Raw genomic sequence first — 19888 nt, 5'->3', positions numbered from 1 at the left:
GACCGTCCTAAAAATCTTGCCATCTCCCCAAATTTAAAGAATAACTTGAGAAACAAATTCATTTTTTAAATAACTAAATTCCAATATTAATTTAAATTTCGGTACATTATGAAAAATACAATTATCAATTTCACGATTCTTGCCTTTTTTCTTTCCGGCTGCACTCAGACAGATAAAGAAAACGCCAAATCTCGGCTTTTAAGGACCTTTGCCAATGTCACTCTCGGTGCGGACATCGCCACGCAGGTGTGGGCAGCAGATGCTGAATACAAAGCACTCAATCTCAACAAGGCCTATATAAAGGCGACCGCGACAACCTACCCCATTTCCCACCGACCGGCCGACAAGGCATTCGGAAAACTGGGCGATTATGTTGTGGAATTGAAGAACATTGAGCAAAATCCAGATATTGGCGACATAAATCAGGCTGGATTGACCAAGCAAGTCAATATGTACCTGAATGCCAAGCGGTTTTGCCAGGGTCTACACGTTTTTGTAAAGCTATTTGATGAACCTGTTTCGCTCTACGACCCTGTAACAAAGCGGGCCGGTATATTGATAAAATGCGTGCCTTCCGGGCAGGTCAAGCCGGAGCATTGGCTGATGCCCATCGAGGTCCGAAGTTCGGAATATGGACCCAGGGTGGGCATTGGTTACATTGCGAGAGAGAAAGACTAACACGGCCATTCGTGATGAGCAGAACCCAGGACACCGCAAGTATCAATCCGAGGGTGAGGCGGGGCGCAAAAAAATGTTAGGGTCGTCGCCGACGAATCTTTCCTAGCGCCGTTCATCATACGAAAGCGAGTTTCCCTTGCCGATTTTCAAGAACCTGCCTGCCGCCCCGACCGCCGAAAAACGGCCCGTTCAGGACACGCATCACGGCATTACCCGCACCGACGATTATGCATGGTTCCGGGCCGATAACTGGCAGGCCATGTTCAAGGACCCTACCCTGCTCGACCCATCGATCCGCGCCCATCTGGAAGCGGAAAACGCCTATATGGAAGCGGCCATGGGTGACACCAGGGCGCTTCAGGAAAAGCTGTTTACGGAAATGAAGGGCCGCATCAAGCAGGATGATTCCTCCGTGCCGGTCAATGACGGGCCTTATGCTTACGGGACATTGTTCGTGACCGGCGGCGAGCAGCCGCATTATTTCCGCACCCCGCGCGGCGGCGGCGAAAAACACGTGCTGCTGAACGGCGACAAGGAGGCCGAGGGCAAGGATTATTTCCGTCTCGCCGGTCTCGACCAGTCCTCCGATCACAGCCACGGCATCTGGGGTTATGACGACAAGGGCTCGGAATATTTCACCCTGCGCATCCGCAACCTCGAAACCGGCGAAGACCTTGCCGATGTCGTGGAAAACACCGGCGGCGGCGGCGCATGGGCGCCCGATGGCAAGAGCTTCTTCTATACGCTGCAGGACGAGAACCACCGCCCCTCCAAGGTCTTCCACCATATCATCGGCGAGCCGCAGTCGGCCGACCGGCTGGTTTATGAGGAAAAGGATCCCGGTTTCTTCATGGGCGTCGGCGCGTCAGTTCTCGACGATTTCATCTTCATCGACATTCACGACCATGAGACCAGCGAATATCGCATTCTCTCCACCAAAGACCTGGCGGCCGAGCCTGCTATCGTAGCGGAGCGCGAAGAGGGCATCGAATATTCGATGTGCGAAGGCGGCGATGTCTTCTTCATCCTCACCAATGACGGCGACGCCAAGGATTTCCGCATCGTGGAAGCGCCGGTCACCGCACCCGGCAAGGAAAACTGGAAAGAAGTCGTCCCGCATGAGCCGGGCCGCCTCATTCTCTCCGTCGATGCCTATGCCCGCCACCTGATCTGGCTGGAACGCCGCGACGGCCTGCCGCGCATCGTCATCCGCGACCGCCGCACCGGCGAGGAACATTCCATCGCCTTTGCCGAAGAGGCCTATTCGCTCGGCCTGCATGGCGCGGCGGAATATGACACGGATATGATCCGCTTCTCCTATTCCTCGATGACGACGCCGAGCCAGCTGTTCGATTACGACATGGTGACGCGCGAGCGCACACTGCTGAAGACGCAGGAAGTACCCTCCGGCCACAATCCGGATGATTACATCACCCGTCGCATCATGGCCCCTGCGCATGATGGCGAGCTGGTGCCGGTCTCCCTGCTCTATCGCAAGGATGTGGCGCTCGACGGTTCCGCCCCCTGCCTGCTTTATGGTTATGGCGCTTACGGCATCACCATTCCGGCCTCTTTCTCCACCACCACGCTGTCGCTTGCCGACCGTGGTTTCATCTATGCCATCGCCCATATTCGCGGCGGCAAGGACAAGGGTTTCGAATGGTACGAAACCGGCAAGATGGAAGCCAAGCAGAACACCTTCAAGGATTTCATCGCCGCTGCCGATCATCTGGTTCAGGAAGGTTTCACCTCCTATGAGGGCATCATCGCCGAAGGCGGCTCGGCCGGGGGTATGCTGATGGGAGCCGTTGCCAATATGGCGCCGGAGAAATTCGCCGGCATCATCGCCGCCGTTCCCTTCGTGGACGTGCTGACCACCATGCTTGACGACACCCTGCCGCTCACCCCGCCGGAATGGCCGGAATGGGGCAATCCGCTGGAATCGGCAGAGGAATATGGCTGGATCGCCGCCTACAGCCCCTATGACAATGTCGGTGCGAAACCTTACCCGCCGATTCTCGCGCTTTCCGGCCTCACCGATCCGCGCGTGACCTATTGGGAGCCCACCAAATGGGTGGCGAAGCTGCGTGAGAAGACCACGGGGGAAGCGCCCATCCTGCTGAAAACCAACATGGCGGCGGGCCATGGCGGCAAATCGGGCCGTTTCCAGCGGCTGGAAGAAATCGCCTTCGAATATGCCTTTGCGCTGAAGGTGGCCGGCAAGGACGCGGCGTGACACGCTAATGGCGGAACGGGCGGCGAAAAGCCGCCGCCCGTTCCGAAAACAGTATAAAAATACCCTTCGAAAACCCGTTTTCGAATATTTTTTCCACAAAATCACGCCGGTATTTTTTCTTTAAATACCACTTTACGACATAACGGATTTTTATTTCAGAATACTGAAATTCAAAATATACCTCTTTAAACTAAAAATATATTTTTAGTATTACGTCAGATGTGAAAATGTTCCGGGAATCGAACGCATGGCTGCGATGCGCCATTTCGCGTTGCAATATCACTTTTTGGCCGTATTATGCCGGTCGTTGACATATTCATGCGCCTTTTCGCCGCGTTTCCTGCGGCAATGCCGCAGCGTGTTCTGCGGATATTCTTCTTGCCGTCTTTTTTCGGCTTTTCCATGCGCCATGTCAGTTCGCCCTTGGCAATCCGGGCTTTGCAGTGCTCCCGCTTTGCCAATTGAAAACACTGCATCAGACTTGGGGGTCTTACACATGAAGAAACTCCTCGCCTCGACCATTCTCGTAACGGGCTTTATCATCGCTGCCGGTGCAGCAAATTCCGCCAATGCCGCCGAAGAGTGCGGCAGCATCACCATCGCCGAAATGAACTGGGCATCCGCCGGTGTCGCGGCTTACGTCGACAAGTTCATCATGGAAAACGGCTATGAGTGCACGGTCAATGTCGTCAGCGGCGATACCATGCCGACCTTCGCCTCCATGAACGAAAAAGGCCAGCCGGACATGGCGCCCGAATTGTGGGTGAACGCCGTGCGCGAGCCGCTCGACGCCGCCGTCAAGGACGGCCGCATGATCGAGGCATCGAAAATTCTTTCCGAAGGCGGTATCGAAGGCTGGTGGATCCCGAAATTCATCGCCGACGCCCACCCCGACATCAAGACAGTCGAAGATGCGCTGAAACATCCCGAACTTTTCCCCGCCCCGGAAGACGCCAGCAAGGGCGCCGTGCATAATTGCCCCTCCGGCTGGAACTGCCAGGTGACCACCGCCAATCTCTACAAGGCGCGCGAGGGCGACAGGAAGGGCTTCACGCTGGTGGACACCGGCTCTGCCGCCGGCCTCGACGGCTCCATCGCCAATGCGTTTGAAAAGAAGCAGGGCTGGCTCGGCTATTACTGGTCGCCCACCGCCATTCTCGGCAAATACGAGATGGTGAAGCTGGATGACGGCGTCGAACTCGACCGCGCCCATTTCGACGACTGCACGGCGAAGGTCGATTGCGCAGCGCCGAAGGTCAATGCCTATCCGGTGGCCGATGTCTATACCGTCATCACCAAGGATTTCGAAAGCAAGGCCGGCGTGACGCTGGACTACATCAAGGCCCGCAACTGGGACAACAAGACGGTCGCCGAAATCCTCGCCTGGATGGATGAGAACCAGGGCACCAACGAGGATGGCGCGGAATATTTCCTCGAGAACCACGAGGAAATCTGGACGAAGTGGGTTCCGGCCGAGGTGGCGGAGAAGATCAAGGCTTCGATGTGATTGGTTAGTGGGGGGTCGGCGTAAGCCGCTTACCCCCCTCTGCCCTGCCGGGCATCTCCCCCTCAAGGGGGGAGATCGGCTGGGCGCGCTTTCACAGCTTCATCCTCAACCATCGAGATGGGCGAGACCTTGCCGCAGATCGATCTCTCCCCTTGAGGGGGAGATGTCCGGCAGGACAGAGGGGGGTGCCCGCGCACTCCAACCTCCACCACCCATCCCCCAAAACCCAAAGGGAAAACAACAATAATGGCCCTCTGCACTTACCTGCCGGACATGCTCTGCAAGTTCCCGGCCATCGACAATTCCACGATGCGTGTGGCACGCAAGACCATCGATGATGGTTTTCGCGATATCGTGCGCAATTACGGCGATGCGATCGATGTGATCGTGCATCCGCTGCAGCTCTTCCTCAATTCCTCGGAGCGGCTGTTCATCCAGACACCGTGGATCATCACGCTCCTCATCATTCTCGCCATCGTGCATCTGGCCGGCCGCAGCTTCAGGATTACCGGCGGCACGGCGCTCGCCCTGCTGATGATCGGCGCCGTCGGCCTCTGGCGAGACGCCATGACGACGCTCTCCATCGTCGCCATCGCCACCCTGATCGCCATCGTCATCGGCCTGCCGCTCGGCATCCTGATGGGACGTTCCGAACGCCTGCAACGTCTCATCAATCCCGTGCTCGACGTGATGCAGACCCTGCCGAGCTTCGTTTATCTCATCCCCGTGGTGGTGATTTTCGGCATCGGCAAGGTTCCGGGCCTGATCGCAGTGGTGATCTATGCCATTCCGCCCGTCATCCGCCTCACCAGTCTCGGCATTCGTCTGGTGGACCGGGAGGTGCTGGAAGCGGCCGATGCCTTCGGCTCCTCCAATGGCCAGAAGCTGTTCAATGTGCAGCTGCCGCTGGCGCTGCCCACCATCATGACCGGCATCAACCAGACCATCATGATGGCGCTCGCCATGGTCGTCGTCGCCTCCATGGTCGGTGTCGGCGGGCTCGGCAAGAACGTGCTGCAGGCCATCAACAACCAGTTCTTCACGGTGGGCTTCCTGAACGGTTTCGCTCTGGTCGCCATCGCCATCATGTTCGACCGGGCAAGCCAGGCTTTCGGCAAGCGCCTGCAGAAATACCGCGAGGTCTCCCATGGCTAAAAGCATCGAAATCCGCCACCTTTACAAGATCTTCGGCAAGCATCCCGAGAAGTACCTCGAAGCGGTGCGGTCCGGCATGGACAAAGCCGAGCTGAACGACAGGCACAACCACGTTCTCGGTCTCAACAACATCAACATCACCATGCCGGGCGGCAAGATCACCGTCGTCATGGGCCTTTCCGGCTCCGGCAAGTCGACGCTCATCCGCCACATCAACCGGCTGATCGACCCGACCGCTGGCGAAGTGCTTTACGACGGCGAGGAGATCTGCGGTATGAGCACCTCAGCGCTCAGGCAATTCCGCCGCCACAAGACGGCGATGGTGTTCCAGAAATTCGGCCTTCTGCCGCATCGCACCGTGCTGGAAAACAGCGTCTACGGCCTCGACATCCAGGGCGTGCCGCGCAAGGAAAGCGAAGAAAAGGGCCGTTACTGGCTGGAACGCGTCGGCCTTGCCGGTTACGAGGATTATTATCCGAACCAGCTTTCCGGCGGCATGCAGCAGCGTGTCGGCCTTGCCCGGGCGCTGGCCAACGATGCCGATATTCTCCTGATGGACGAAGCCTATTCGGCGCTCGATCCGCTGATCCGCGTCGACATGCAGACCATGCTGCTCGATCTGCAGCAGGAGCTGAAGAAGACCGTGGTGTTCATCACCCACGATCTGGACGAGGCGCTCAGGCTCGGCGACCATATCGCCATTCTCAAAGACGGCGAAGTGGTGCAGCAGGGCGACGGCCAGAGCATCATTCTCTCGCCGGCCGATGGTTACGTCACCGAGTTCGTGCGCGACGTCAATCGCGGCCGCGTGCTGCAGGCGACCACGGTGATGGAGCCGCTGGAAAGCCGCCCCGAGGGCATGCCCGTGCCGGAAAATGCGACGCTGGAAACAATCGCCCGCGACATGTCGGAAGCCAACGAGACCACCGCCCATGTGGTGGACGAGGACGGCAAACCGGTCGGCAGCATCGGCCTCGATACGCTGGTGGCTGCGATGGTGACGCCCGCGCCGCAGGATGTTGAGGCGGAGGCGGAAACGGCGGAGAAGCCGGAGAAGCTCCTGGAAGCGGCTATGCCTGTGGAGAAGGAAACGGCGTAATCCGGCGCCGGACGGATTGGCCGCGTCCGCGAGATTTCCTCTTTCCGTCATACCGGCCTTGAGCCGGTATCCAGCCAGCCCAAGTCCTTGGGCTGAAAGGACTCTCTCGCCGCGCAGACGTGCGGCGGCTGGATGCCAGATCAAGGCGGAATGACGGGAGTGAGGTGTTCACGGCGCCAGAAATTTAACCCGGACTGCAATGCCGCGAGGGACAAAGCTGGCAATCGCCTCCTGCCCCGCCCCCCTTATGCAAAAACGAAGCACTACTTCGCCTGCTGTCAACCCTCGGCGGTCGCTGCAGCGCAGCAAGCGCAAGTTTCGGACAAGTCGCCGCCGTTAACCATTCGTTAACTTTTGAACGCGGAATCACCGACATGCAGATCGAAAGCAATATTGGCGGATATAACTATCAGGGTCGCATCCGCGACATCGAAAAAGCTGGCAGCGCTCAAAGCGCGCCGGAGGAGCAGGCGGTAAAACGCGGCCCGGGCAATCCCACCGTTTCCAGCACCATTCTTTCCCAGTCGCTGGCCAATGTTCTGTGGGCCGTCGGCAATGGCAGTGCGCCCGCTTATCAGGATACGACCGCGGCTTCCCCCGAGGACAAGGCGGAAGCCGAGGTCGAATGGGTGCGCAGCGCCTATTCGGAATATACCGAATAGGCGATTCCAATCAGGCCCTTGCCGGGCTGACTTCCACCGTCACATGCGAGAGTTCATGTATGGCGGCAAGTTTTTGCTTATAAAAAGCCGGCGCTTTCGGCGCCTGTGAATGGATCGCCACGATGGCGGCGTGATGCCCCGGCCCTACCTGCCAGACATGCAGGTCGGTGATGCGATCCTCTTCCGTCTCCACGCTTTCACGGATTTCCTGCGGCAGATCCTCCGCCGGCGGCAGCGCATCGAGCAGTGTCGTCGCCGTGGAGCGGATCAGGCCCCATGACCAGCGGGCGATGACCAGACCGCCAACGATACCCATCAACGGATCAAGGAACGACCAGCCGTTCCACTTGCCGAGCAGCAGCGCGACGATGGCGAGAACCGACGTCAGCGCATCCGCCAGCACATGCAGATAGGCCGCGCGCAGATTGTTGTCCCGCCCGCCCTTTGCGCCGTGGTCCGCATGGTGACCGGCATGGGAGCCGTGATCGTGATGGGCGTGGCTGCCATGGCCATGATGGGCATGCGAGCCGTGGGCATGGCCATGGCCATGATCGTGGTGATGGTCATCCTTCAAAAGCACGGCGCTGAGAAGATTGACGGCAAGGCCGATGATGGCGACGAGGATCGCCTGGTTGAAATCGATTTCGACAGGATCGATGAGGCGCATCGCGCTTTCGACGGCAATCAGCAGTGCCACCACAGCCAGTACGATGGCGCTGGCAAAACCCGCCAGATCGCCGAACTTGCCGGTGCCGAAGGTGAAGCGCGGATTGCGCGCCTCGCGGCGGGCATAAAGATAGGCGAGCGCCGAAATCAGCATCGCGCCGGCATGGGTGGACATGTGCCAGCCATCCGCCGTCAGCGCCATGGAGCCATACCAGTGGCCGGCGACGATTTCCGCCACCATCATCGCCGCGGTCAGCCCAATGACCATCCAGACGCGCCTTTCATTGCGCTCATGGTTCTGGCCAAGGAAAACATGGTCGTGACCGGCTGCTGCACGGTGTTCGGATGTCGTCGTCATGTCGCTAATCCTGTTCGCTTTTACCGTATGTAGGTCTTCAGCACCTGGGCGAGCTCTTCCGCCGCCCGCGCCCGCTCGTCTTCGTTTTCGGCATGCACCACATGCTCATGCAGATGCTCCTGCATCACCTCCCCGGTCAGGCCGGAAAGCGCGCCGCGCACCGAAGCGAGCAATTGCAGCACCTCGCCGCAGGGCTTGGCATCATCCAGTGCGCGCTCGACCGCCTCCATCTGCCCTTTCAGACGGCGGATGCGGGCCAGAAGCTTCTCCTTGTTGCGGATCGTATGGGACATGGGCACCTTATATACTATAGGGGGGTATAGTATATTGCCGCTATTTTTTGCGCAAGGCGTGCATGACGCAATCTTCGGGAATGTTTCGGACCTTAAAAATGCCCCATCAGAACTAGGGGACTCACAGTCATGACGACTATCGCAGCAACCAGCAGCATCAATTTCGCCTCTCCCGTCCGCGGCATCGCGCCTGCGCATAACCGGGAGAGCCAGTCTACCACCGAGGCTTTGCAGGAGCTGACGCGGGCGGCCCATCGCGCCATTTCGGTGGCAGGCAATGTCGCCACCACCGTCGCCCCGCTGGCCGGCGCCTCCGCGAGCCTCGCTGCTGCTCTCTGGAACATGGACAGCGGCGTTTCCGCCGCCACTGGCGCCAATGCTGAGGTGGCCGCTTCCGCCCAGCCAGATATGGCAAGCCTCGAATCGCAGATTCTGAAGGCACTGGCCCAGGCGCTTGGCGTCAACGACGCCGCTTAAGGCCATTGAACCGGGGACGGAAAAGCCATATCTCTAGAGACTGGAGATATGGAGAAAAAGATGCTGTCCATCGGTGAACTGTCCAAACGCACCGGCGTCAAGGTGCCGACTATTCGTTATTACGAGCAGATGGGCCTCATCCGCGAAGCCGACCGTTCGGACGGCAACCAGCGCCGCTACGAAAAGACCGACCTCGAAAGGCTGGCATTCATCCGCCATGCGCGCGATCTCGGGCTGAACATCGACGCCATCCGCGAACTGATCGCGCTTAGCCAGCACCGGCAGATGCCCTGCGAGGGCGCAGACCGCATCGCCGCCGAACACCTCGCCCATGTGCGCGAAAAGATCGCCAGCCTGAAGAAGCTGGAGCACGAGCTGGAGCGCATCGTCTCCCATTGCCACGGCCATTCCATAGAGGATTGCTACGTCATCCGCGCGCTTTCCAATCACGGCATGTGCGAGGGTGAGCATTGATCGGAAAACCGGGCTTGACAGATTGCGGATTCGGGCGCATTGCATGTCCCATGATCAACGAACGCGCACCCATCTCCTGCTCGTACTTTTGGGCCTACCTCTAAGGGCGGCTCGACAGATCATATTGTCAACAAGCCGCCGTCAGGCGGCTTTGTTGTTTCTCAAGCGTCCTGACGGCACCGATAAGACCAAAGGACCGAAAAAATGACCGAAGATAGCTCCCTTACACTGGAAAGACCGCCCGTCGTCATCATTCGTGGCGCACGCAAGACGGATTTGCCCGAGCTCAACGAGATGATTACGCTGCTTGCCTCCTACCACGGCGATGCGGCGGCGATCACGCCGGCGAAACTGGAACGCGACCTGTTCGGCCCGCTGCCGTGGGTACATGGCCTCGTGGCCGAAGCCGATGGCGCGCTGATCGGTTACGCCCTGCTTCTGCCGCTCTACAGGGCGCAGGAAGGCCGGCGCGGGCTTGAGCTGCATCATCTCTTCGTGCGTGACGGGCATCGCGGCCATGGCACCGGCCAGCACTTGGTTTCCCGCGCCCGCGATATCGCCAAGCGTCTCGGTTGCGACTATCTTTCCGTCAGCGCCACGACCGGTAATGTGGCGGCGCATCGCTTCTACGAAAACATGGATTTCGCGCCCCGGCCGGTTACCGGCATGCGCTACATGCAGTCCATCGCCTGATTAAAACCACGGAGACGGCCATGACACGGATCGCCATTGCGCTGGCGCAGGATTTTGCGGACTGGGAACCGGCGCTGCTTGCTGCAGCAGCCCGCAGTTATCTGGGCGTCGAGATCGTCTACGCTACCCCCGATGGCAGGCCGGTGACATCCATGGGTGGGCTGAATGTGACGCCTGACACATCCTATGACGCGCTTGATCCAGCTGGCATCGATGCGCTTGTCATTCCCGGCGGCTTGAGCTGGGAAAAGGGAACGGCTGTCGATCTTGGCGGGCTGGTGCACCGGTTTCACGACAGGAACCGGCTGGTTGCCGGCATCTGCGCGGCGGCAAGCGCGCTCGGTAGCACGGGCGTCCTGAACGACGTCGCCCATACCGGCAATTCGCTGGCGTCCCACAAGGCTTATGCCGTCTATAGCGGCGAGTCGCTCTACCGCGACCAGCCGAAAGCGGTCAGCGATGGCGGCATCATCACCGCCGCCGGCAGCGCGCCGGTCAGTTTCGCTGTGGAAATCCTGAAACACCTCGGCCTCTTTGGTCCGGAAGCCGAGGCGGAACTTCAGGTTTTTGCGGCGGAGCATCGCTGAGGCATAGCCGCCTCGGTTGTTTGCGCTCCCTCTACTCCCGTCATTCCCGCCTTGAGCCGGATCCAGCCGACGCGCGTCCGCCCGGCGAAAAAAGTCCTTTCAGCCCAAGGACTTGGGCTGGCTGGATACCGGCTCAAGGCCGGGATGACGGAGGTGAGAACAGCGATGATTATCGCCGATCCAGCACCCGGCATGCGCGCGCCGCTGGCTCCTCGCCCTCACCTGCTATCGCACGGCGAATATCGCGGCTGTTCAGATGCAGGCTGCGGCCGGCGGGTAGATTTGCACGTTTGATCTTGGCAAGTGCCGCCGCCACAAAGGCGGCTTCATGGTCGTGGAAAAAGGCGAGAGCCGCCTCTCCTGTCGGGCTTGGCCCCAGCACGGCCTTGAAGGCAAGGCGGTGCACGGCGCAGAAAGCGCCGTGACCGGGAACGGCAAAACGCAGCGCGTCGAGTTCCTCACTCCATTCCGCTGCGTCCTGCATGGATTTACGCCTGCTGGAAGCGCTTCAGGAAAAACGCGCTCAATGTTCCGAGCAAAGCCCAGAAAACGAAGCTGGTCACGGTGGCGGCGACGATGAACTGACGCTCCAGCGGCAGCGGCGCCAGCGCATGTTCGCTTTCCGGCGGCAAGGGTGCGCCGACCACATGCGGTGCGACAATCAGCACCAGCGCCAATATGATGGCCCAGGGTTCGCGGCGGAAGGCGATCAGCGCAATGCCGCCCGCGGTTGCGGCAACCGTCGCAAGCCACCAGATTTGCCGCGCCTCAAGTGCGGCGGCCGGGCTGCCCGGCAGTTCCGGCGGCAGGCCGATCATCGGGGCCAGCATGACGGCGGCAAAACCGGCAACGCCCCAGAGAAGGCCTTCGCGCCAGCCGCCACTCGTGCCACGCAGCGAAATCAGGCCGGTCAGCACCAGAGCATAACCGATGGCGGTGAGAACATTGGCGGCGACGGTATAGGCGGTGCGCTCGAAGCCATCGGCCGGAGCCCACGCCTCGTCATTGTGCTCATGGGCGGGAACGGCAGCACCGGGGGCCGTCGCATCATGGCTGTGGGGCGCTTCGCCGGCGCTTTCATAGGTTTCCGCCTGAAGGATGAGCGGCGTCGTGCCAAAAGCCTGCATGGCCGAAACGGCGAAACCGCCAAGAATGCCGACAAGGACGGCGGTAAAGACGATATTGCGAAAAGACGACATGCCGTTCCCCTCAATGGCAGGGGAAGGCGTTGGCATGACGCGTGTCATGCGCGGCGTTGTGAACGGCTTCCACATGGGAAAAACCGACAAAACCGACAACGAACAGGCCAAGCACGATCGCCGTCAGCGATTGCGCGAAGCTGGTTGTTTTTGCGGAAACGGCGGCGTTGGCCGTATTCTGGTTGATGGACATGGTGACCCCTCTCCGGCGCGACCCCGCGCCTTTGGACGCGGCCAGACGGCAAAAGGCCGTGGAGCCGCTACGATACACTTCACCACGGGGATACGAGACTGACACAGGGAAGCGTTAAACCCGCCACCCTGAAATTCCGCTCTTCCGGACACCCCGCCGGCATGGATATTTCCGCGATGGCAGGTCTCCTGGCTTACGGGTCAAAACCTGAAACACCTTCCCGGCGTCACCCTCTCTGGAAACCTTCGGTTCCCGGCGAGATGGCCTGCCAGTGGCATTTCGTTTCAGGCTCTCCGCTCACAGTTGCGGGGGCAGCCACGAATGAGGATTTCTCCCTATCGTGTTCCCTTTTCACCTTCCGGAACGCCCGGAAGGAACCATCACAGGATTGTTATCCGATGGGCGGGGTCGGGAGTCAATGGTGGGCCTGATTTCGAACTGCACGCCGTCGCCTCCACCTCCGTCACCCCGGATTAGATCCGGGGTCCAGCGCGATCAAGTCCTTGATCGCGAGAGACTCTTCTCACGGCGCAGACGCGCCGTGGCTGGATGCCGGATCTGGTCCGGCATGACGGCTGAGGGTTACCGCGACGGTATGGCCTTCAGATAGGCGGCAATCGCATCGCGGTCCTCAGGCGTGAGATGCGCCATGTTCTGCTGCACTTTGACCATGGAGCCGCCGACGCTGTCGAATTCCGGGGTGAAGCCGTTTTCCAGATAGCTGGCAATATCGGCCTCGGCCCAGCTGCCGATGCTTTGCGAGCCGGGGGTAATGTCGGGAATGCGGCCCTCGCCTTCCGGGTTGGGACCGCCGGCCAGCCACTTGTCTTTCACGAAACCGCCAAGCGCGTTGCGCGGCGTGTGGCATTCGCCGCAATGGCCCGGCCCTTCCACCAGATATTGGCCGCGCAGCAATTCAGCATTGGCATTGGCAAGCTCCACGCGGGGCCGCGCCGAGGGGTCGAAATAAAGGAATTTCCAGCCGCCCAGCGCCATGCGCAGATTGAAGGGGAACGGCAACTCGTGATCCGGCGCATCGTTCTGGCTGGCCGGCAGGGCTTTCAGATAACCGAAGAGATCGTTGATGTCCTTCTGCGTCATGCGGGCATAGGAGGCATAGGGAAAGGACGGGTAGAGATGTTCGCCGTTCCTGCCCACACCGCGCGTCATCGCATCGCCGAATTCCGCCAGCGTCCAGCCGCCGATGCCATGCTGCGGATCGGAGGAAATATTGGGGACATGGAAGGTGCCGAAGGGGCTTTTCAGCGCCTGCCCGCCCGAAAGCGTCAACAGCGCCTCGCCTTTCGCATCGGGTGCGGCATGGCAGCTTGCGCATCCGCCCGCCCAGAACAGTGTTTCGCCATTGGCCAGATCCGGTTCGCCCAGGCTGACCCAGTGGCTGGGCGCCTGCCGCTGAGGCGCGGTGACCCAGGCGAATATGCCGTAGCCCGCAATGGCCGCGACGACGGCCCCGCCCACGAGTTTCGTCCAGATGGAGGACATGCCCCTCTCCCCATTCTCACCTGACCCGGTCAGATGTCTTTCGTGCCTGAGAAAACGCCGCCGGTAAGCGGCGTTTCCAAAGTGCTGCGATTATTTCTTCAGACGATAGGTCTGGTGGCAGGTGCCGCAATCGGCGCCCAGCGTCTTCATGGCGGTAGCGACGCCCGCCTGATCGGTGGGGAGATTGGCGAGAACCATGTCCGCATCCGTGCCGAGCTTGGCGGCCTTGGCCTTGAAGTCGTCGAAATTTTCCCAGATGGCGGGGGCAGCGGCACTGCCGGTCTCGGTGCCGGGGGGGAACTGGTCCGGGAAAGCCTTGGCGTTGGTGCCGATGGTGGTTACGGCAGTCTTGACGGTATCGGCGTCGAAGGGCTTTTCGCCCTTGGATATGGCGGCAAGCGAACCCATCGCCCCACCGATCTGCTTCATCATGCCTTCACGTTTTTCGACTTCGCCGGCAGCGTAGACCGCTCCGGCGCAAAGACAGCCGAACAGCATGGCCGCGGTAATGGTTTTCAGTTTCATGCAACTCTCCTTGATTCCGGCCGGGACACCGGGCGCTAGATGGAACGGCGCGAGGATGCCCTTTCCGGATGGCGAAAAGAAGTCACATTGCGGTGAATTCCATCGTGAAAACAGAAGCCTAAGACAGGGCCTCCCACAGTGTCAGCAGCGCTGCGGCAATCAGCATGAAACCGGCGGCGCGGCCGATGAAGATCGTGGCGGCGGGCGAAGAAATCAGCCATGCCCGGCTTTTATCCGCCGTCAGCGCCAGCGCGCCGTAAACCGTGAACTGCGTGACCGCCACCATCGCGCCCATCACCAGCCCCTGCATCCAGATCGGGCCATAGGCCGGTTTGAGGAATTGCGGATAAATCGCCATCATGAACAGATAGGCTTTCGGGTTGGAAAGGCAGGTCAGCACCGCCCGCCAGAAGGCTTTTCTGACCGAAGCGCTCGCCTGCGCCTCATCGCCGTTCACGACAATCGCGCTGCGCATCAGGCCGATGCCGATCCAGATCATATAGGCCGCCCCGAAAACCAGAAGCGGCAGGAACAGCGACGGCATCCAGGCGGCCAGCATGCCGACGCCCAGGGCGCCGTACAGCGAATGCACGATGCCGCCGGCGCTCATGCCGCTTGCAGCGGAAAGGCCGGTTCTCTTGCCGCCCGTCAGTGCGCTTGCCAGCACAAACAGCATGTCCATGCCCGGCAGGATGATGATGCCGAACAGGACCAGAAAGAAAAGCCAGAGATTTTCGGCGTAACTCATGTCAGTATCTCCCAAAACGGTTCACGACACATTCGGGAAATCCCATGTTTCTCAATGTGTTTCTCCGTTTATAGGAAAAGCCAACTGACAGCGTTGTGTCAGTTGCGTGGGAAAATCCACCGGGAAAACGGCAATGCGCAAGGCGTCGAGACTGTTCGAGATCATCCAGATCCTGCGGGTGGCGCGCAGGCCTGTCACCGCGCAGACGATTGCCGAGGCGCTGGAAGTGACGGTGCGCTCGGTCTATCGCGACATCGCAGCGCTTCAGACCATGCGCGTGCCCATCGAAGGGGAACGCGGCGTCGGTTATATCCTGCGTCCCGGCTTCAATCTGCCGCCGTTGATGTTTTCCATCGAAGAGACGGAGGCGATCGTGCTGGCGCTCGCCATGGTGGCCCGCACCGGCGATAGCGAGTTGCGGCAGGCGGCAAGGCAGGTCAGCGACAAGATTGCCGCCTCCCTGCCCGAACCCCTGTCGAAAACCCTCTCCGCCAATGCCCTGCATGCCTGGGGCAGCATCGCGCCCTCCCCCGCCGGCGTCGATCTTGCGACGGTCCGGCGGGCGGTGCGCGACGAGGAGAAGCTGGAGATCACCTATCGCGATGAAGCCGGCGCGCAAACGCAGCGGCGGGTTCGGCCGATTGCGGTGATCTATTATTCGGAGACGGTGAATATCGTCGCCTGGTGCGAATTGCGGCAGGCGATTCGCAATTTCCGTTCGGACCGGGTGCTGAGCTGCGAAACGACCGGCAGCTTCTTCAAGCTGGAAGGCGAGAAGCTGCGGCAATTGTGGATGAGCGGCTGGCAGAGCAACCAGCCGCCAATCCCCTATTCACAGCCGTAAAAGGCGATCCTCCTCGCGCCCAAAACCGCGAATGACGATCCGGTCGGAAAAGACATCGGCAATCGCGAAGGTGTTCTGGTCTGGCGTATCGACCATGCCCTTGAAGTTCACGAAGTGGGTATTGCCCAATAGGCCGTAATTGCCCTCGTGATTATGGCCATTGAACCACGCGACGACCGAGGGGTGGGAGCCGAGAAGTTCAAGGATGCGAGGCGCGTCCCACATATTGTGGGCGTTTTCGGGATAGACAGGATAGTGGCAGAGAACGATCACTTTTTCGCCCGCCGCATCCGCCCTTTGCAGAACGGCCCGCAGCCATTCGAACTGCTCGTCGCTGAGCGAGGCGTTCCAGTCCTGTGCATTGATTGCGCCGGCATCCGCAAGGTGCTTCAACCGATCTGCGGCAAGCGCCCGACGCGGATCGCCGGGCGGCGGCGCGAAAAGGCTGACCTCGTTGCCGTCAAGCACGACGAAGCGGATGCCGCCGATGGAAAAATCATGCCAGGGGGAGGACATGCCGAGGCGGGCGTGGATAGCCGGCAAATGCTCTGCGGCGACGGCGAAATCGTGATTGCCCGGCAGCAGCACCGAACGGTGGCGAAGCCCGTCGTAAACGGCAAGGATCGCATCGAAGTTTTCGAAGCCACGATCGATGATATCGCCGAGCGTCACCACGAAGGCGAGGTCCTCGCGGTTGAAGGCGTCGACCGCGTCTGCGAGCTTTTTCGGGCTCTCGGCATAATAACGACCCATCTCGGGGCGCGGAGCGGCATCGGCATATTGGGGATCGGCGACAATGCCGAAGGAGAAGAGAGGCGTGGTTTTTTCAGTCATGATGCGCCGCGATAAACCCGGCGGATGACAGGCTTGTGACAATAAAATCCGACAGGCCGCATCGCCCTATCACAAATGCAAAACACCCGGCTTGAAGCCGGGCGTCTCAAGTGTGTGGATATTTCCACTGTCGTCATGCTCGGGCCTGTCCCGAGCATCTGCCACGTCGCGTTTTGAGAGACGGAGCAGATCCTCGGCACAAGGCCGAGGATGACGTCGCGCGGGAGGAGGCTGCTTCGATGAGCAACCACGCATTCCGCGCAAGCCTTACTTGGCGGCGGCTTCGTAACGCTCCAGGACGTAGTCCCAGTTGATGAGGTTATCGACGAAGGCTTCGAGGTACTTCGGACGCAGGTTGCGGTAGTCGATGTAGTAGGAGTGTTCCCAGACATCGACGCCGAGGATGGGATCGGCACCATGAACCAGCGGGTTTTCGCCGTTCGGGGTCTTGGAGATTTCAAGCTTGCCGTTCTTGACGGAGAGCCATGCCCAGCCGGAGCCGAACTGCGTGGTGCCGGCAGCGATGAAATCGGCCTTGAACTTGTCGTAACCGCCGAGATCGGAGGCGAATGCCTGCTCGAGCTTGCCCGGCAGCTTGTTGCCGCCGCCGCCCTTCTTCATCCACTTCCAGAAATGGACGTGGTTGTAATGCTGGGCCGCATTGTTGAAGAGACCGGCATTGGTGCCAAAGGACTTCTTCACGACTTCTTCGAGCGACAGGTCGGAAAGACCTGCTTCGGCCGCCAGCTTGTTGCCGTTGTCGACATATGCCTTGTGGTGCTTGTCGTGATGGAACTCGAGCGTCTCGCGCGACATGTAGGGTGCAAGCGCGTCGTAGTCGTAAGGGAGTTCGGGAAGTTCGAAGGCCATGGTTTTTACTCCTTTTTGCAGCGGGTTACCGCTCCTAGAAACCGTGTGAGCGGACCATAGGAGCGAACCTCTGTTTGGGCAACCTGCGAAATATCAAAATGTTCCGACAAAAGAGAAAATTCCTCTCCGCGCGGCCGCCACCACATTTGTTTCACAACCCTGGCGTACCGTTTTCCACCCTATCGGTTCGCTTTTGCCGAGATTGCAGGAAGGAAATTCCATGACCCGTCCGATCCCCCGCACCATCCTCCTCCTTGCGGCGCTTTCGTCGCTCACCTTCCCCGCCGCCGCGTCGTCGGATGACGCCTGGAAGGAGTTCGTGGCGGATGTGCAGACGGCCTGCCTTGCCGGCGCCAAGGACATGATCGAGGACGCGAAGGCCGTGGTCGATCCGGTCGGCAGCGAGAATTACGGCCTCGCCATTCTCACCGGCAAGGTCAAACTCACCGGGAAGAGTGGGGGCGCGGATGCGACCGTCAGCCATATCTGCGTCTACGACAAGAAAACCAAGGCCGTGGAGCTGGGCAGCGAACTTTCCGGCGATACGCTGAAGGTGGAAATCCCCGGCTCCACCAAGCCCTGATCGTTCAAAAGCGCGGCGTGGTGTCGCCCTCGCCCAGCGCACGCTGCATCAGCACCGTATCCAGCCATTGGCCATGTTTCCAGCCGATGGATTTGAAGGTGCCGACATGTTCGAAACCGGCGGCGCGGTGCACGCCGATCGAGGCGGCATTGGCCGAATCGCCGATGACGGCGATCATCTGCCGGAAGCCGCCTGCCGTCGCCGCCTCGATCAACGCCTCGAGCAGCTTGCGGCCGATACCCATGCCCTTCATGGCCGGATCGATATAAACGGAATTCTCCACCGCCGCGCCATAGGCCGGGCGCGGGCGATAGGCGCCGGCATAGGCATATCCGGCTATCTTTCCATCGCATTCGGCGACGAGATAGGGGTAATTGCCCTCCACCAGAAGGCGGCGGCGCTCCAGCATCGTCTCCGCGCTCGGCGGATCGATCTCGAAGCTCGCGCGGCCGTGCAGAACGGCGTCCCGGTAGATTTCGGCAATGGCTGGAATATCCGCCTCTTCGCAAGGGCGGATCGTAAGGCTGGAAACGGTGGAAAGGGTCATTCTCTCGTCCTGCGGATCATTCACGCCGTCATTGTGCATTGCGGCGCAGCCAAAATAAAGATTATCTGTCTTATACAAACGATAAGGTTTTCTTTGATGATGGACCTCGATCTGCGGCAGCTGCGCAGCTTTATGGATGTGGCCGATCTTGGCAGTTTTTCCGCCGCCGCCGACAAGGCGGGGCTGACGCAGCCGGCCATCAGCCTGCATATAAGGCTGCTTGAAAAACAGCTCGGCGTGCGGCTGATCGAAAGGGTCGGCAGGCGCGCGCAGCCGACGGCGGCGGGGCGCGACTTTCTCATCCATGCAAGGCGGATTGCCGAAGAAGTGGCGCATGCCATCGATACCGTTGCGCCGCATCGCAGCGGGGTGACGGGACGCCTGCGCATCGGCACCGGCGCCACCGCCTGCATCTATCTGCTGCCGCCGGTGCTGGGCAAAATCCGGCAGGCCATGCCCGGCATCGAGATCGTCGTGCAGACCGGCAATACCCACGATATCCTTCGGCTTCTGGAGGCCAATACCATCGATGCAGCGGTGGTGGCCCTGCCCGCCAGCGGCCGCAGCCTCGATATCAGCGATATCCATCTCGACGAGCTGGTCGCGGTTTTCCCGCAAGGCTCCATCTCTGACGCAACGGCGCTCAACCCCGAGACGCTTTCGGCGCGGCCGCTGCTGCTTTACGAGGGCGGCAATACGCGCCGGCTGGTGGATCAATGGTTTTCGGCAAGCGGCCGCACCGTGCAGCCCGCCATGGAACTGGGCAGCGTCGAGGCGATCAAGAAGCTCGCAGGTGCGGGCCTTGGCCTTGCCATCGTGCCGCGCATGGCGATGGAGCATGAAGGGGCGGCATCCGGGCTCGAATGGCGCTCGCTCGAACCGCCGCTTGAACGGCGGATCGCGCTGGCGATGCGACGCGACAAACATATGACCGCGCCGCTGCGGGCACTTGCCGCTGCGCTGCCGGATGTGCGGAAATGATGAGGCCCGCCCCGGTTGCGAGGGCAGGCCTCGACTTGTTGACGAAAAGGCCCCGTACTCTCTCCTCCGTCATGCCGGACTTGTGTGGACGTATTGTGGTTTACTTGATGCATAGGCCGGGATGCGCATCCCGGCCTATGCAGGCAGGCGGCCGTATTTCCGGACTGGTTTACGCA

At 60.4% G+C, this 19888-nt stretch carries 25 protein-coding genes and 1 riboswitch; of the genes, 13 read left to right on the top strand and 12 right to left on the bottom strand.

Annotated features, from left to right (window positions below; all coding sequences use genetic code 11):
* Positions 1-108 precede the first annotated feature (108 nt).
* Both PH605_RS24400 and PH605_RS24395 read left to right on the top strand, forming a co-directional pair.
* On the top strand, positions 109-678 hold the full coding sequence (locus PH605_RS24400; RefSeq protein WP_065654230.1) for a hypothetical protein: 570 nt from the start codon (positions 109-111) through the stop codon (positions 676-678).
* Positions 679-814: 136 nt separating this feature from the next.
* On the top strand, positions 815-2914 hold the full coding sequence (locus tag PH605_RS24395; protein WP_142846560.1) for a S9 family peptidase: 2100 nt from the start codon (positions 815-817) through the stop codon (positions 2912-2914).
* A gap of 279 nt (positions 2915-3193) precedes the next feature.
* Here PH605_RS24395 and PH605_RS24390 read toward each other — a convergent pair whose 3' ends face one another.
* A complete protein-coding gene (locus PH605_RS24390; protein ID WP_162540018.1) occupies positions 3194-3412 on the bottom strand; it encodes a hypothetical protein in 219 nt (72 codons plus the stop codon).
* On the opposite strand from PH605_RS24390, the gene PH605_RS24385 reads away from it, so the two are divergent.
* From PH605_RS24385 to PH605_RS24370, 4 genes are all read left to right on the top strand, one after another.
* Positions 3411-4421 carry an ABC transporter substrate-binding protein gene (locus PH605_RS24385; protein WP_142846559.1) on the top strand — a complete coding sequence of 337 codons (1011 nt, stop codon included), beginning with the start codon at positions 3411-3413 and terminating at the stop codon, positions 4419-4421. The two genes, PH605_RS24390 and PH605_RS24385, sit on opposite strands and share 2 nt — an antisense overlap.
* 246 nt (positions 4422-4667) lie before the next feature.
* Positions 4668-5576, top strand: a complete 909-nt coding sequence (locus PH605_RS24380; RefSeq protein WP_059753922.1) for an ABC transporter permease — start codon at positions 4668-4670, stop codon at positions 5574-5576.
* Positions 5569-6675 (top strand): quaternary amine ABC transporter ATP-binding protein, encoded by a 1107-nt coding sequence (locus PH605_RS24375; protein WP_142846558.1) that lies wholly within the window; start codon positions 5569-5571, stop codon positions 6673-6675. The genes PH605_RS24380 and PH605_RS24375 overlap by 8 nt, the downstream gene beginning before the upstream one ends.
* A gap of 374 nt (positions 6676-7049) precedes the next feature.
* Complete coding sequence (locus tag PH605_RS24370) at positions 7050-7337, top strand: hypothetical protein (RefSeq protein WP_065654236.1); 288 nt, start codon at positions 7050-7052, stop codon at positions 7335-7337.
* A 10-nt stretch (positions 7338-7347) separates the two neighbouring features.
* On the opposite strand, the gene dmeF is transcribed toward PH605_RS24370, so the two are convergent.
* Together dmeF and dmeR are read right to left on the bottom strand one after the other, a co-directional pair.
* A complete protein-coding gene (gene dmeF, locus PH605_RS24365) occupies positions 7348-8361 on the bottom strand; it encodes a CDF family Co(II)/Ni(II) efflux transporter DmeF (RefSeq protein WP_142846557.1) in 1014 nt (337 codons plus the stop codon).
* Between the two features lie 20 nt (positions 8362-8381).
* Positions 8382-8654 (bottom strand): Ni(II)/Co(II)-sensing transcriptional repressor DmeR, encoded by a 273-nt coding sequence (gene dmeR, locus PH605_RS24360; protein ID WP_003509296.1) that lies wholly within the window; start codon positions 8652-8654, stop codon positions 8382-8384.
* Positions 8655-8783: 129 nt separating this feature from the next.
* On the opposite strand from dmeR, the gene PH605_RS24355 reads away from it, so the two are divergent.
* The 4 genes from PH605_RS24355 to PH605_RS24340 all read left to right on the top strand — a co-directional run bounded on the left by PH605_RS24355 (position 8784) and on the right by PH605_RS24340 (position 10885).
* Entirely contained in the window at positions 8784-9131 is a 348-nt protein-coding gene (locus PH605_RS24355; RefSeq protein WP_161988023.1) for a hypothetical protein, read from the top strand.
* Between the two features lie 60 nt (positions 9132-9191).
* Positions 9192-9605: a MerR family transcriptional regulator gene (locus PH605_RS24350; RefSeq protein ID WP_003522268.1), complete on the top strand. Its 414-nt coding sequence runs from the start codon at positions 9192-9194 to the stop codon at positions 9603-9605.
* Positions 9606-9809: 204 nt separating this feature from the next.
* Complete coding sequence (locus tag PH605_RS24345) at positions 9810-10298, top strand: GNAT family N-acetyltransferase (protein WP_003509304.1); 489 nt, start codon at positions 9810-9812, stop codon at positions 10296-10298.
* Positions 10299-10318: 20 nt separating this feature from the next.
* Complete coding sequence (locus PH605_RS24340) at positions 10319-10885, top strand: type 1 glutamine amidotransferase family protein (protein ID WP_142846556.1); 567 nt, start codon at positions 10319-10321, stop codon at positions 10883-10885.
* A 169-nt stretch (positions 10886-11054) separates the two neighbouring features.
* Here the strand turns inward: PH605_RS24340 and PH605_RS24335 are convergent, their stop codons facing one another.
* From PH605_RS24335 to PH605_RS24310, 6 genes are all read right to left on the bottom strand, one after another.
* Complete coding sequence (locus PH605_RS24335) at positions 11055-11369, bottom strand: hypothetical protein (protein ID WP_142846555.1); 315 nt, start codon at positions 11367-11369, stop codon at positions 11055-11057.
* Positions 11370-11373: 4 nt separating this feature from the next.
* On the bottom strand, positions 11374-12084 hold the full coding sequence (locus PH605_RS24330) for a CbtA family protein (RefSeq protein WP_142846554.1): 711 nt from the start codon (positions 12082-12084) through the stop codon (positions 11374-11376).
* Positions 12085-12094: 10 nt separating this feature from the next.
* Positions 12095-12277 (bottom strand): CbtB domain-containing protein, encoded by a 183-nt coding sequence (locus tag PH605_RS24325; protein ID WP_003522264.1) that lies wholly within the window; start codon positions 12275-12277, stop codon positions 12095-12097.
* A gap of 161 nt (positions 12278-12438) precedes the next feature.
* Positions 12439-12674: riboswitch (cobalamin riboswitch) on the bottom strand.
* Positions 12675-12859: 185 nt separating this feature from the next.
* Positions 12860-13780, bottom strand: coding sequence for a c-type cytochrome (locus PH605_RS24320; RefSeq protein WP_059753944.1), 921 nt, complete (start codon positions 13778-13780; stop codon positions 12860-12862).
* Between the two features lie 90 nt (positions 13781-13870).
* On the bottom strand, positions 13871-14305 hold the full coding sequence (locus tag PH605_RS24315) for a c-type cytochrome (protein WP_161988022.1): 435 nt from the start codon (positions 14303-14305) through the stop codon (positions 13871-13873).
* Positions 14306-14423: 118 nt separating this feature from the next.
* On the bottom strand, positions 14424-15053 hold the full coding sequence (locus PH605_RS24310) for a LysE family translocator (protein WP_142846553.1): 630 nt from the start codon (positions 15051-15053) through the stop codon (positions 14424-14426).
* Positions 15054-15186: 133 nt separating this feature from the next.
* Between PH605_RS24310 and PH605_RS24305 the strand changes: the two genes are divergently transcribed.
* Positions 15187-15897: a helix-turn-helix transcriptional regulator gene (locus PH605_RS24305; protein WP_065654243.1), complete on the top strand. Its 711-nt coding sequence runs from the start codon at positions 15187-15189 to the stop codon at positions 15895-15897.
* On the opposite strand, the gene PH605_RS24300 is transcribed toward PH605_RS24305, so the two are convergent.
* A complete protein-coding gene (locus tag PH605_RS24300; protein ID WP_142846552.1) occupies positions 15886-16731 on the bottom strand; it encodes a metallophosphoesterase in 846 nt (281 codons plus the stop codon). The genes PH605_RS24305 and PH605_RS24300 overlap by 12 nt on opposite strands.
* A gap of 267 nt (positions 16732-16998) precedes the next feature.
* Positions 16999-17601 carry a superoxide dismutase gene (locus PH605_RS24295; protein ID WP_003522258.1) on the bottom strand — a complete coding sequence of 201 codons (603 nt, stop codon included), beginning with the start codon at positions 17599-17601 and terminating at the stop codon, positions 16999-17001.
* A 220-nt stretch (positions 17602-17821) separates the two neighbouring features.
* Between PH605_RS24295 and PH605_RS24290 the strand changes: the two genes are divergently transcribed.
* Positions 17822-18184 carry a hypothetical protein gene (locus PH605_RS24290; RefSeq protein WP_161988021.1) on the top strand — a complete coding sequence of 121 codons (363 nt, stop codon included), beginning with the start codon at positions 17822-17824 and terminating at the stop codon, positions 18182-18184.
* A gap of 4 nt (positions 18185-18188) precedes the next feature.
* On the opposite strand, the gene PH605_RS24285 is transcribed toward PH605_RS24290, so the two are convergent.
* Positions 18189-18731 (bottom strand): GNAT family N-acetyltransferase, encoded by a 543-nt coding sequence (locus tag PH605_RS24285; protein ID WP_065654824.1) that lies wholly within the window; start codon positions 18729-18731, stop codon positions 18189-18191.
* Between the two features lie 96 nt (positions 18732-18827).
* Here PH605_RS24285 and PH605_RS24280 point away from each other — a divergent pair, with 96 nt between their 5' ends.
* A complete protein-coding gene (locus tag PH605_RS24280) occupies positions 18828-19712 on the top strand; it encodes a LysR family transcriptional regulator (protein ID WP_142846549.1) in 885 nt (294 codons plus the stop codon).
* The last annotated feature ends 176 nt before the right edge of the window (positions 19713-19888 follow it).

The organism is Agrobacterium sp. CFBP 3001, from assembly GCF_027871605.1.
Classification (GTDB): domain Bacteria; phylum Pseudomonadota; class Alphaproteobacteria; order Rhizobiales; family Rhizobiaceae; genus Agrobacterium; species Agrobacterium leguminum.
The sequence above is the reverse complement of the archived record's forward strand: the minus strand, read 5'-3'. Positions and strand labels throughout refer to the sequence as shown.